The following is a 12,194-nucleotide window of genomic DNA, read 5'->3' on the forward strand; positions in this document are numbered from 1 at the left end:
GGAATTTTCAATCTTCAGACTCCTCAAAATTAAAAATTTCAGCAACCTTTAAATTTCGTACAATTGAAGATAGAGACAGGCTCCTCGCAGAGGATTTTGACGATAATATACCAGGTATACCGAGGTTTCCTTTTGATAATCTAGATCTATATATAGATGCGGTTAATAAGCGAGCTGACCGTGATGCTAGAAATCAATTGCTCGAAATTAAAAAACAACATAAAAGTATCACGGATAAAATTCAGTTTAATGTAAATGAATTAAATAAGCTGAAAATAGCCCAAAGTAGTGTATTTGTTATTCCGTCTCCGAATGTTCCTACATTACCTCATGGTGTTGGTTCAAATACGCAAGTAACACAAACGGCAAATAGTAACATTGCAAAAGGTATTGAAAATACCTTAGGCGCTGTTCGTGATGGACTAGCGGAAACGTTTGATTGCTCTTTTGGCATGAGCTGCTCAAATGATATAGATAAAGCAGCAAAAAATCCAAATGTGGGAAAAGAGTTAGGGATAGAAGAAAAGGGGGCTTTAGCGGCTTCTGGTGGTAGCGTAAGTGGTACCCCTAATGGCTTTGAGCCCGATGATGATAGGTTTAAACAACAAACAACTCAAGCTTCAAATAGAAAAAATGAAATTAAAGAATTGTTTCAGCATGATAGCAGTAGATCTGGCATTCAAATAGGAAATAAAACTTTGATTGAAGTGCCAAACAAAGGTAACGCAAAGATTTTTAATGGGGCATCAGAAGCAGAAATTAAGCAGTATTTTGTTGAGTTAACAGGTAATAAAGTTTTACCGGAAGTAAGAGCTGTTCCGGGAAAAGGAAATATTTATACTGTTAAAACATCGAATGGGAGCTTCAATCTACGTGATTTTTCTAATTCTGCAAGTGAAACAGGAAAAGCTTGGACGATTGATATTCCAAGGGGTATTGCTAAGGATGCAGCACCGGTAGAAATAAAATTTTTGAAGTGAGTCTATAATGAAAAAAACGTTATATTTTAATGAAATTTTGAATGATTCAAAAGGGTTATGGTTATCAGGGCTCTTTGGTTCCATCGTGGGTTGGAATCCAAATAAATCTTTCTATGAACATCGGAGTATATTTTTTTCTATGATAAAAGATTTATTAGATGAGCAAGTAATTAAATTTTGTTCACCAGATGACCCTTTAGGCAAAGTGGTTCCGTACTGGAGTGCGAATAGCCAAGATATTATGAATTATCTTGAACAACACTGGCCTGAAAATGCGAAAGCAGAAGATGATGATGAGTTGAATTTCTATTTTTATGAAATGCCAGCAATTTTATGGCGAGATGAATCAGGAAAATATGTGGGTTCCTAAATTTTTATCTAAATTGGGTTAGAACAATACAATATTACTCTGTAAATAGTTCTGTATATTTACAGAGTCAATGTATTAGCCATTCTTCGTTATTTATCAGAAAAACACGCAATATGATCTGACTTGATGATGCTAAAGGTGTAGGCAAATGCTGGTTTGGCTATTGTTTACACCCTCTCTGCATCTACTAACTTTCAATCATTCGTGTAAGCTAAAATAAAATAATACATATCAATAAGAAAGCGCTATGGAACTAAAACCCACTGCAATTTTAATTCATGTGCCTGATGTCCAAGCGGGTTTGGCTTGGTACCATTTCTACAGGCTAGAGCGGAGTACCTGCCTGATTTTGATTTCACCCTATTACATGTCGGGGACTTCACCATTGAGGTGGTACAAGCGGATGCCAAAGTGAGCGAGGGTAAAAAAGGGACGGTATTGTATTGGCAGGTCGATAATTTTGATTTGGCTTTTGGGCATTTCACTCAGCTAGGGGCTAAGTTGTATCGTGGACCGATGTTAATCGATGGTAACAAGCAAATGTGTCAGTTCGTTGATCCCTTCGGAAACTTGCTTGGAATAAAAGGTCAATAAAATCAATTAAATCCTTTAAGTTTATAAAAACCAATCGCAATGATTTACCTTATCAATTAGTAATGTAAATAAAATTGCGATAATAAATATAATTTGTGATACCTGAGGGAAAAAGCCACAAAAGAGGGTGCTTTACTCAGTAAAATGCATTATAAAAAGTATGGTTTTTTCAGCTTTTTATGATGATTTATAGTCTCTTAAGCTAAAAAATAACCCGTAATTAAGTGTTAAGGCATGAAGTTAGTAGATAAATGTTACTTTCTTGTGAATGAATTAACATTACGTTTAAATTCTGCTATGCTGAGAGCCCGAAGCTGGGCATAATTTTACCGCCATTGAGATTATGCGAGCAAATTCCTCTGACCTGGCACCGGATGATAATTTTGTCAATAAGGTGCAGACAGCCGGGTATATAAATAACAAAGAAGCGAGGAGAACGTCGTGCTAGAAGAATACCGTAAGCACGTAGCCGAGCGTGCCGCTCAAGGGATTGTCCCTAAGCCATTAGATGCGTCACAAGTAGCTGCACTGGTAGAGTTACTGAAAAACCCACCCAAAGGTGAAGAAGATTTCTTGTTAGACCTGCTGACCAACCGTGTCCCCCCTGGTGTTGACGAAGCAGCGTACGTAAAAGCTGGATTTTTAGCCGCTATCGCAAAAGGCGAAACTTCCTCCCCTCTGATCTCCCCTGAAAAAGCGATTGAACTGCTTGGTACTATGCAGGGTGGATATAATATCCATGCACTGATTGAAGCGCTGGATGATGCTAAATTAGCTCCTATCGCGGCAAAAGCCCTTTCCCACACCTTATTAATGTTCGATAACTTCTACGATGTAGAAGAAAAAGCGAAAGCTGGGAATGCACACGCGAAACAAGTTATTGAATCATGGGCAGATGCCGAGTGGTTTAAACAACGCCCTGCGTTAGCCGAAAAAATGACTGTCACAGTGTTTAAAGTGACAGGCGAAACCAATACCGATGATTTATCACCTGCACCAGATGCATGGTCACGCCCAGATATCCCTCTGCACGCGTTAGCGATGCTGAAAAATGCCCGTGAAGGTATTGAACCAGATGACGCAGGTAACGTTGGACCAATCAAACAAATCGAAGCTCTGAGCAAAAAAGGCTTCCCACTGGCGTATGTCGGTGATGTTGTGGGTACGGGCTCTTCACGTAAATCTGCAACTAACTCCGTATTGTGGTTTATGGGCGATGATATTCCATTCGTGCCGAACAAACGCGGTGGCGGTGTGGTATTAGGTGGCAAAATTGCGCCTATCTTCTTTAATACAATGGAAGATGCGGGTGCGCTACCAATAGAAGTGGATGTGTCTAAACTAAATATGGGGGATGTCATTGATATCTATCCATTTAAAGGTGAAGTTCGCAACCACGAAACCAATGAGTTACTCGAAACGTTTGAATTAAAAACTGACGTGCTGATTGATGAAGTGCGTGCAGGTGGTCGTATTCCACTGATTATCGGTCGTGGTTTAACTAGCAAAGCGCGTGAGTCATTAGGATTAGAAGCAACCGACGTCTTCCGTCATGCGAAATCTGTTGCACAAAGCAATCGTGGTTTCTCATTAGCACAGAAAATGGTGGGTCGTGCTTGTGGTCGCCCAGGTATTCGCCCTGGTGAATACTGTGAGCCAAAAATGACCTCAGTAGGCTCGCAAGATACGACGGGCCCAATGACTCGCGATGAGTTAAAAGACTTAGCGTGTTTAGGTTTTTCTGCGGATTTAGTGATGCAGTCATTCTGCCACACTGCGGCGTATCCAAAACCCGTTGACGTAACAACTCACCACACATTACCTGATTTTATCATGAACCGTGGTGGTGTTTCTCTGCGTCCAGGCGATGGTATTATCCACTCATGGTTAAACCGTATGCTGTTACCAGATACCGTTGGTACAGGTGGTGACTCCCATACACGTTTTCCAATCGGTATTTCGTTCCCAGCGGGTTCTGGTTTGGTGGCGTTTGCTGCGGCAACAGGGGTTATGCCTCTGGATATGCCAGAATCTGTATTGGTGCGCTTTAAAGGTGAAATGCAGCCAGGTATCACGTTACGTGACCTTGTACATGCTATCCCATTATATGCGATTAAAGATGGCCTTCTGACGGTTGAGAAAAAAGGGAAGAAAAACATTTTCTCTGGTCGTATTTTAGAAATCGAAGGTCTGCCAGAACTGAAAGTTGAACAAGCGTTTGAATTAGCGGATGCATCCGCTGAGCGTTCAGCCGCGGGTTGTACGATCAAACTGGATAAAGCGCCAATCACAGAATACCTGCAATCTAACATCGTCCTGTTAAAATGGATGATCGCAGAAGGCTACGGCGACCGTCGTACTATCGAACGTCGTATTAAAGGCATGGAAAGTTGGTTAGCGGACCCGCAACTGCTTGAAGGTGATGCAGATGCGGAATATGCAGCTGTAATTGAAATCGACTTAAATGATATCAAAGAGCCAATTCTGTGTGCACCAAATGACCCTGATGATGCGCGTTTGCTGTCTGATGTTCAGAACGAGAAAATCGATGAAGTGTTTATCGGTTCTTGCATGACTAACATTGGTCACTTCCGTGCCGCAGGTAAGTTATTAGACTCGCATAAAGGCCAATTACCAACACGTTTATGGGTTGCTCCACCAACGAAGATGGACGCCGCACAATTAACGGAAGAAGGTTATTACAGCGTATTTGGTAAGAGTGGGGCACGTATTGAAGTCCCAGGTTGTTCATTGTGTATGGGTAACCAAGCACGTGTGGCAGATGGCGCTACCGTCGTTTCGACCTCAACACGTAACTTCCCTAACCGTTTAGGGACTGGGGCGAATGTGTATCTTGCATCCGCTGAGTTGGCCGCTGTTGCGTCATTGTTAGGTCGTTTACCAACGCCTGCGGAATACCTGCAATATATGGACAAGGTGGATGAAACTGCGGCAGATACCTACCGCTATCTGAACTTTGACCAGTTATCACAATATACGGAAAAAGCTGACGGTGTGATTTTCCAAACCGCAGTGTAATCTGTTATTTTGTTAACGATGAGGCCTCTACTGACTAGAGGCCTTTTTTGTTGTCTAAAGATATTCCGAAATTTCAATCAGATTTAAATCCACATCACGTAAATAAATAGACAGAATGGGGCCCATTGCCCCTGTTCGTCTAACGGGCCCTTCAATAATCTCGATCCCTTGCTGCTGAATATGCGCCTGAACTTCAGTGAGAGGGATGTCACTGATAAAACACAAATCTAACGCACCGGGTACAGGCAAGTGTGCTTTGGGTTCAAACTCTTTACCATACTGATGAATATTGATTTTTTGCTGGCCAAATTGTAGGGCATAACGCTGTTCACCAAAGGTTATTACCTGCATTTTTAAAACGCGCTGGTAAAAATCAAGGCAGGCGTCTAATTGTGTTGTCGTCAGGACGATATGGTCTAAGCGATTGAGCATTGCCGCTCCTATTCATTGCATTCATATCATTTGCATTAATTTTAAGCGAATTTTATCGAGGCGGCGTTGAAATTGATGCCTTTATTTAAATATCGCGCAATAGGCGTTAATACCGCTCAACAAATCGAATTGTCTCGCGTTATACTGAGCCATAATGACGCAAGAGTAGAGGTATTGCATATGGACTACCAATTTTTCCAAGACATAACAGGCGCTATTTCCGCAAAATTCTCGATGGATCATGAGGCGATTGGATATTGGCTAAATGAAGAGGTTAAAAACGACCTTAGTCTACTCGATACTATCGAAGAAAATTACGAAAAAATAAAAGGCAGCGAAAATCAGTGGGAGCTGATTGGCCATGAATACACGCTGCTACTTGATGATGAAGAAGTGATGATTAAAGCCAATCAGTTGTCGTTTGAAACTGAGGGGCTTGAAGAGGGAATGAGCTACTATGATAATGAAAGCGTTGCCTTTTGTGGTATTGACGACTTCCTCTTAATGTTAAGGGATTATCGTGTTTTTGTTATCGAAAATCGATAAATGCATTTTTTTTAGTGATAAGTTTTGTATTTTAACAAATTATCATTATTATTTGCAGTGTGAAACTAGCGGTTTAACGCTTTAGTTAAGATAAGCTAGCGGAAATTTATTTTTTGATAACAAAAGCGAAAGGAACACACATATGAATACTGATGATGTTACAGGTGCGTTGAATGATGCAACGAACTGGTTTGTCGCAAACCAAGATCTGTTAGTCCAGTATGTGGTGAATATTGTTTCTGCCATTGTCATCCTGATTGTCGGTATGATGATTGCGAAATGGGTTGGTCGCGGTTTACACCGTGTGATGACCCTAAAAGGTATTGATAGCACTGTTAGTGACTTTTTATCGGCAATTGCGCGTTATACCATTGTTGCATTTACCTTAATTGCTGTTTTAGGCAAGATTGGCGTTCAAACGGCTTCTGTTATTGCGGTGATGGGTGCAGCTGGTTTAGCGGTTGGTTTAGCATTACAAAATTCACTGGGTAACTTTGCTGCAGGCGTATTACTGGTGGTGTTTAGACCACTGAAAGCGGGAGAATATGTGTCTATTGGTGCCGTGGAAGGTACAGTGCAAAATGTCCAGATTTTTTCCACTACACTGAAAACAGCCGATGACCGAATTATTGTTATTCCGAACGGTAAGATAATCGCAGATAATATCATCAACACAACTCGAGAGCCTAACCGTCGTCAAGATATTATTATTGGTGTGGCTTATGATTCTGATATTGATGTGGTGAAAAAAGTTTTAGGTGACATTGTTGCTGCTGATGGCCGTATTCAACACGGTAAAGGTGTGACTATTCGTTTGCATGATATGGCTCCATCGTCATTAAATTATTTAGTTCGTTTTTGGACAACAAATGGTGATGCGTGGCCTGTCTATTGGGATTTGTTAGAAGAATTCAAACGTGCATTAGATAAGCACAACATTGGTATTCCATTCCCACAAATGGATGTGCATGTACATAAACAAGGTTCTGAAACCCACAAAATTCAATAAAAGAATTTTTAATTAGACTCAATAAAATAGCGCTATTTATAGCGCTATTTTTGTCTCTGTCTTCCCATTCTATTATATAAGCCTAGCTTATGACCTATTAGAGTTAATCATTTCCACTAATAATTTTTTCTCGTTACTATTTGCGTGTACGAACTGAATAATTATTAGGATTTTTTGCATGTTTACAACTTATATCCAGGGTGCACTTCTTGGTGCAGCGATGATTTTACCGCTAGGGCCACAAAATGCCTTTATTTTACAACAAGGCAGTCGTAAACAGTTTCATATGATGAGTGCATTTCTATGCGCTTTAAGTGATACCGTGTTAATTATTGGTGGGGTATTTGGTGGCAGCGCTCTATTGAGCCAATCCGAAATATTGATGCAGTTAATTACATGGGCAGGGGTTATTTTTCTGGTGTGGTATGGCTATGGTGCGTTCCGTACTGCACTCAGCCCAGATGATGTTGTTTTACAAGCTGAAAATAAAGTGATTACTCGCTGGAAAGTGATAGTTACGCTATTTGCCGTCACATGGCTAAATCCGCATGTCTACTTGGACACATTCGTGGTGCTTGGTAGCGTGGGAGGGCAATTAGAAAGCCAATTACGGCCTTGGTTTACGGCAGGCGCGCTGACAGCATCATTTGTGTGGTTTTTTGCATTAGCGATTTTGGCTGCTTGGTTCTCGCCTGTATTGAATAAGCCAGCGTCACAGCGAATTATTAATATCTTTGTAGGAAGTGTGATGTGGTTTATTGCATTTCAACTTGCAATACAAGGGCTTAAGGGATTGGGGCTAGTATCCTAATAACAACATAACCTCAACAGAATGATAAATACTATGAATTTCTTATTATTCTGATCTGCACTTTTTTTATGATGTGTTACTGTTAATTTGTACTCGGGATAGTTTATGGTGAACTGTCCCTTTTTTAGCGACAAATTATTGTATTGGGAGGTTCTGTGAAATTAAAATCTTTAGTTCTCGCTGCCATGGTGGCAGGTGCAGCGGTTCCTACCCTGTCTCTGGCCGATGCACTACCAAATGGCCCGCACATTACCACATCGGGTAATTCTGTTGTGAAAGCAACACCTGATATGGCGACATTGAATATCGTTGTGGAAGTGACAGCAAAAGATGCTGCGGCTGCGAAGGCTGCGGTAGACAAGCGTGTTGCCGAGTATTTCGAATTCTTAAAGAAAAACGGAATCGAGAAACAAGACATTAACGCCGCCAATGTGCGTACGCAGCCAAAATATGATTACAGCAGCGTGAAGCAAAAATCGACGATTGAAGGTTATACCGCAATCCGTTCAGTTGAAGTGAAAGTCACTAAACTTGACCAACTAAACACCCTATTAGACGGTGCGTTAGCCGCAGGTTTAAATGATATTAATTCTGTGCAGTTTGGGGTGTTAAAACCTGAGCAATACCGTGATGCCGCTCGTGCGCAAGCTATCAAAAATGCGACAGAGCAAGCGACTGAAGTTGCAAAAGGGTTTAATGCACAGTTGGGCCCAGTGTATAGCATTAGTTACAATGCACCTGCGGCAGTGCCTTATCCAATAGCGGCAAGAGCTTATGGTGGTAAAATGAAAGCCGCTGCTCAAGATCTCAATATTGATGAGACCTATGAACAGCAAAGTATTGATTTTAATGACCAAGTTGATGTTGTATTTGAACTGAAACGTTAACTTTCAGTCTCATTTTCGTCTTCTTGTTTTAGCATCTGACGCCCAGTTTTTAAGAGGGCGTCAGTCACTCTCTTCATGGTACGGCTTTCGGGTGCAAAACGGTGCCAGTACAGCATACGACGTTGGCATAGCCCCGGTGTTAAGTCGACTAACTCACCATTTTTCAATTCTTCGGCAATTTGTAAATGAGGGATCATACAACAGGTAGAACCCTGCTTAGCTAATTGCACAAAGGCTTCTGACGAATTAACAATATGGCAAGGAACGCTGCCCGGCGATAAGCCAAAGTTTTGCTGAACAAAAGCTTGGTGCATATCATCCAAGTGGTCAAATGCGACTGCGGGGGCTTTTAATAGGGATGAGCGAGTGACGCCATCAGGGAAATATTTTGCGGCGAAATCAGGAGAAGCAACAAAGATATAGTCCAAGGCGCCTAGTTTATCTACTAAACAGCCGGGTAGCGCTTGTGGCTGGATACTGATTGCACCCACCACTTCACCGCGTCTTAAACGTTCTTGAGTGCGTGTTTCGTCTTCCACTTGGATATTCAACCGAATAGGGCTATTGCCTAGAACTGGGTTGAGCGCAGGGAGAAACCACGTTGCTAAACTGTCGGCGTTAACTGCAAGGGAAAGTAATAGAGGTGTTGACCCTGTATTTTCATCTCCAAGCCACTGTTCTTCCAATAATTCAACTTGATGAAGCAGTGCTAACAGTTTTTGCCCTTGTTCAGTCGGATGTGGCGGAACGGTTCGTACAAGTAAAGGTTGCCCGAACAGGTTCTCTAACTGTTTTATCCGTTGTGAAACAGCAGATTGCGTGATGCAAAGCTTTTGAGCTGCACGCTCAAAGCCGCGTTCACGGATAACAGCATCCAGTGCTTGTAATGCGCGGTAGTCAGGGCGCTTCATCAAAAAGTCTCCTTGTTGTTATTCTGCTAAGCACTATGCCATATTTTTATTGATAACACCTGCAATTATTGCGAGCTTCCGACAAATCGCAAGAAGTAACGCACAAATGCAGCGAACAACACTGCAACTTATTTTCGGTTCGGTATATACTCATTCACAATTACGTCTCAATTAAATAGCAAAAGGCATGAGCATGACGCAGGATGAATTAAAAAAAGCGGTGGGTTGGGCAGCACTAGAATACGTCAAACCAGGCACAATTGTCGGTGTAGGTACAGGGTCTACTGCATCGCACTTTATTGATGCTTTAGCGACAATGAAAGGGCAAATTGAAGGCGCTGTTTCTAGCTCTGAAGCGTCTACTCAAAAACTTAAATCATTAGGTATTCCTGTTTTTGATTGTAATGAAGTGGATTCATTAGATGTTTACGTTGATGGTGCGGATGAAGTCGATCACCATATGAACATGATCAAGGGCGGTGGTGCTGCGTTAACACGTGAAAAAATCGTTTCTGCGATCGCGAAAACCTTTGTGTGTATTGTTGACCAATCAAAACTGGTTGATGTATTAGGTAAGTTCCCTCTGCCTGTTGAAGTTATCCCAATGGCACGTAGTTATGTGGCACGTGAATTGGTTAAACTGGGCGGTACACCAGAATACCGTCAAAATGTGATCACTGATAACGGCAATGTGATTTTAGATGTTCACAATTTAAGCATTGTTGATCCTGTCGCGTTAGAAAATACCATTAATGGTATTGCGGGCGTTGTCACCGTTGGTTTATTTGCTAATCGCGGTGCTGATGTTGTCCTGATGGGAACAACAGATGAAGGTGTTAAAACGATCAAATTATAATCGCTAATTATTTTGGTGAATTAATTGACCTAATTTATAGGCCAGCAAACTGTTTAGTTGCTGGCTTTTTTATAAGGTAAAAAAGGAATTAACGTATTTAGTTAGTGGGTAGATAGGAAAACAATTGACCAGTTTTATAAATATCATTAATTTGAAATTTATTTCATTATTTTTATTATTCCGCGATTTTGGTGATATATCTCACACTAATATGTATTGTGCAGGAAAAATCCTTATTTTGTGTTACTGCTCCTGATTTTCTACCATTTAACTTCTTTTTCTTCGCGCTTTTTAGCACCTCTTAAGCAAACGGTTGTATTGATACTGCGCGGAATTTTGCTATGTTGGTATACTCTTTTCAGATTTCAAGGTAGATGAATGTGCTGGTATGGATATGCCTTGAATTATGTTGAGCAAAACCATGAGTCAAACAAGCAAATTCATCTGTCACAAATTTAAAACGTTCACGATAGGGTAGGGAAATGGTCAAGGTATCTTTGCATAAAGACAAAATAAAATTTTTACTGCTAGAAGGTGTTCACCAGAGCGCTGTTGATAACCTAAAAGCGGCGGGTTATACCAATATTGAATACCATAAAAGCGCATTATCTGATGAAGAATTAAAAGAAGCGATCAAAGATGCGCGCTTTGTCGGTATCCGTTCCCGCACTCATTTATCTGAAGAGATTTTCGCCGCTGCTGAAAAATTAGTGGCGGTGGGTTGTTTCTGTATCGGAACCAACCAAGTGGATTTGGACGCTGCGGCAAAACGCGGTATCCCTGTCTTTAATGCACCATTCTCAAATACCCGTTCCGTTGCTGAGATGGTATTAGGTCAACTATTACTGCTGTTACGTCGTATTCCTGAAGCGAATATGCAAGCACACCGTGGCATTTGGGAAAAACAAGCAAAAGGCTGTTTTGAAGCACGTGGTAAGCGTCTTGGTATCGTTGGATACGGCCATATCGGTACCCAGCTGGGGATCTTGGCTGAAGGTATTGGTATGAATGTTTTCTTCTATGATATTGAAAATAAATTGCCTTTAGGAAATGCAACACAAGTGCGTTCTTTGACTGAGTTACTCAATATGAGTGATGTCGTCAGCCTCCATGTCCCAGAAACAGCTAGCACGAAAAACATGTTTGCTAAAGAACAGTTTGACCGCATGAAACCAGGTTCAATCTTTATTAATGCGTCACGTGGTACTGTGGTGGATATTCCTGCATTGGCAGCTGCGCTGGAAAGTAAGCATTTATCAGGTGCAGCAGTTGACGTATTCCCAAGTGAGCCTGCGGCAAATAATGACCCGAATGATCCATTTATTTCTGAACTGATTAAATTCGATAATGTGATCTTAACCCCTCACATCGGGGGCTCTACAGAAGAAGCGCAAGAAAATATTGGATTAGAAGTCGCAAGTAAGCTGGCGAAATACTCAGATAACGGTTCAACGCTCTCTGCGGTTAACTTCCCAGAAGTTTCTCTGCCAGTGCATACTGAAGATACTAACCGTTTCTTGCATATCCATGAAAACCGCCCTGGTATCTTGAATAGCATTAACCAAGTGTTTACTGAAAGTAACATTAACGTGGTGGGTCAGTATTTGCGGACATCAGGCAATGTTGGTTACGTCGTTATTGACGTATTGATGCAAACACCAAATCAAACAGATGAAGCGTTACAAAAACTGAAAGACTTACCAGGCACTATTCGTGCACGTCTGTTATTCTAATTTCGTATAACCCGTTTTATTTCTAA

12 protein-coding genes are annotated in these 12,194 nt (G+C 41.3%); 10 read left to right on the plus strand and 2 right to left on the minus strand.

Features of this window, described 5'->3' with window-relative positions; translation table 11 throughout:
- From PR808_RS08745 to acnB, 4 genes are all read left to right on the plus strand, one after another.
- The coding region (locus PR808_RS08745) for a hypothetical protein (RefSeq protein ID WP_272539120.1) at positions 1-980 on the plus strand (980 nt) is incomplete at its 5' end.
- Between the two features lie 7 nt (positions 981-987).
- Positions 988-1,350: a hypothetical protein gene (locus PR808_RS08750; RefSeq protein WP_272539121.1), complete on the plus strand. Its 363-nt coding sequence runs from the start codon at positions 988-990 to the stop codon at positions 1,348-1,350.
- Between the two features lie 306 nt (positions 1,351-1,656).
- Positions 1,657-1,944 carry a glyoxalase/bleomycin resistance/dioxygenase family protein gene (locus PR808_RS08755; RefSeq protein WP_272539122.1) on the plus strand — a complete coding sequence of 96 codons (288 nt, stop codon included), beginning with the start codon at positions 1,657-1,659 and terminating at the stop codon, positions 1,942-1,944.
- 441 nt (positions 1,945-2,385) lie between these two features.
- Positions 2,386-4,983: a bifunctional aconitate hydratase 2/2-methylisocitrate dehydratase gene (gene acnB / locus PR808_RS08760; RefSeq protein WP_047757406.1), complete on the plus strand. Its 2,598-nt coding sequence runs from the start codon at positions 2,386-2,388 to the stop codon at positions 4,981-4,983.
- Between the two features lie 54 nt (positions 4,984-5,037).
- On the opposite strand, the gene PR808_RS08765 is transcribed toward acnB, so the two are convergent.
- On the minus strand, positions 5,038-5,415 hold the full coding sequence (locus PR808_RS08765; protein ID WP_272539123.1) for a VOC family protein: 378 nt from the start codon (positions 5,413-5,415) through the stop codon (positions 5,038-5,040).
- A gap of 180 nt (positions 5,416-5,595) precedes the next feature.
- Between PR808_RS08765 and PR808_RS08770 the strand changes: the two genes are divergently transcribed.
- The 4 genes from PR808_RS08770 to PR808_RS08785 all read left to right on the plus strand — a co-directional run bounded on the left by PR808_RS08770 (position 5,596) and on the right by PR808_RS08785 (position 8,668).
- Positions 5,596-5,961: a YacL family protein gene (locus PR808_RS08770; RefSeq protein WP_272539197.1), complete on the plus strand. Its 366-nt coding sequence runs from the start codon at positions 5,596-5,598 to the stop codon at positions 5,959-5,961.
- A 142-nt stretch (positions 5,962-6,103) separates the two neighbouring features.
- Complete coding sequence (gene mscS, locus PR808_RS08775) at positions 6,104-6,970, plus strand: small-conductance mechanosensitive channel MscS (protein ID WP_206082663.1); 867 nt, start codon at positions 6,104-6,106, stop codon at positions 6,968-6,970.
- A 178-nt stretch (positions 6,971-7,148) separates the two neighbouring features.
- A complete protein-coding gene (argO, locus tag PR808_RS08780; protein ID WP_272539124.1) occupies positions 7,149-7,781 on the plus strand; it encodes an arginine exporter ArgO in 633 nt (210 codons plus the stop codon).
- A 155-nt stretch (positions 7,782-7,936) separates the two neighbouring features.
- Positions 7,937-8,668 carry an oxidative stress defense protein gene (locus PR808_RS08785; protein WP_206082661.1) on the plus strand — a complete coding sequence of 244 codons (732 nt, stop codon included), beginning with the start codon at positions 7,937-7,939 and terminating at the stop codon, positions 8,666-8,668.
- On the opposite strand, the gene PR808_RS08790 is transcribed toward PR808_RS08785, so the two are convergent.
- Positions 8,665-9,579 (minus strand): LysR family transcriptional regulator ArgP, encoded by a 915-nt coding sequence (locus PR808_RS08790; protein WP_206082660.1) that lies wholly within the window; start codon positions 9,577-9,579, stop codon positions 8,665-8,667. The two genes, PR808_RS08785 and PR808_RS08790, sit on opposite strands and share 4 nt — an antisense overlap.
- Before the next feature lie 193 nt (positions 9,580-9,772).
- Between PR808_RS08790 and rpiA the strand changes: the two genes are divergently transcribed.
- On the plus strand, positions 9,773-10,435 hold the full coding sequence (rpiA, locus tag PR808_RS08795; protein WP_206082659.1) for a ribose-5-phosphate isomerase RpiA: 663 nt from the start codon (positions 9,773-9,775) through the stop codon (positions 10,433-10,435).
- A gap of 482 nt (positions 10,436-10,917) precedes the next feature.
- Positions 10,918-12,168 carry a phosphoglycerate dehydrogenase gene (gene serA / locus PR808_RS08800; RefSeq protein WP_206082658.1) on the plus strand — a complete coding sequence of 417 codons (1,251 nt, stop codon included), beginning with the start codon at positions 10,918-10,920 and terminating at the stop codon, positions 12,166-12,168.
- Positions 12,169-12,194: the final 26 nt, after the last annotated feature.

Source organism: Providencia sp. PROV197 (assembly GCF_028479625.1).
Taxonomy (GTDB): Bacteria; Pseudomonadota; Gammaproteobacteria; order Enterobacterales; family Enterobacteriaceae; genus Providencia; species Providencia vermicola.

Excerpts from the sequence above, each read along its gene's own strand:
- PR808_RS08765 (WP_272539123.1), bottom strand. The coding sequence starts at position 5,415 with ATGCTCAATCGCTTAGACCATATCGTCCTGACGACAACACAATTAGAC.
- PR808_RS08750 (WP_272539121.1), top strand. The coding sequence starts at position 988 with ATGAAAAAAACGTTATATTTTAATGAAATTTTGAATGATTCAAAAGGG.
- PR808_RS08790 (WP_206082660.1), bottom strand. The coding sequence starts at position 9,579 with ATGAAGCGCCCTGACTACCGCGCATTACAAGCACTGGATGCTGTTATC.
- mscS (WP_206082663.1), top strand. The coding sequence starts at position 6,104 with ATGAATACTGATGATGTTACAGGTGCGTTGAATGATGCAACGAACTGG.
- PR808_RS08770 (WP_272539197.1), top strand. The coding sequence starts at position 5,596 with ATGGACTACCAATTTTTCCAAGACATAACAGGCGCTATTTCCGCAAAA.
- rpiA (WP_206082659.1), top strand. The coding sequence starts at position 9,773 with ATGACGCAGGATGAATTAAAAAAAGCGGTGGGTTGGGCAGCACTAGAA.
- serA (WP_206082658.1), top strand. The coding sequence starts at position 10,918 with ATGGTCAAGGTATCTTTGCATAAAGACAAAATAAAATTTTTACTGCTA.
- argO (WP_272539124.1), top strand. The coding sequence starts at position 7,149 with ATGTTTACAACTTATATCCAGGGTGCACTTCTTGGTGCAGCGATGATT.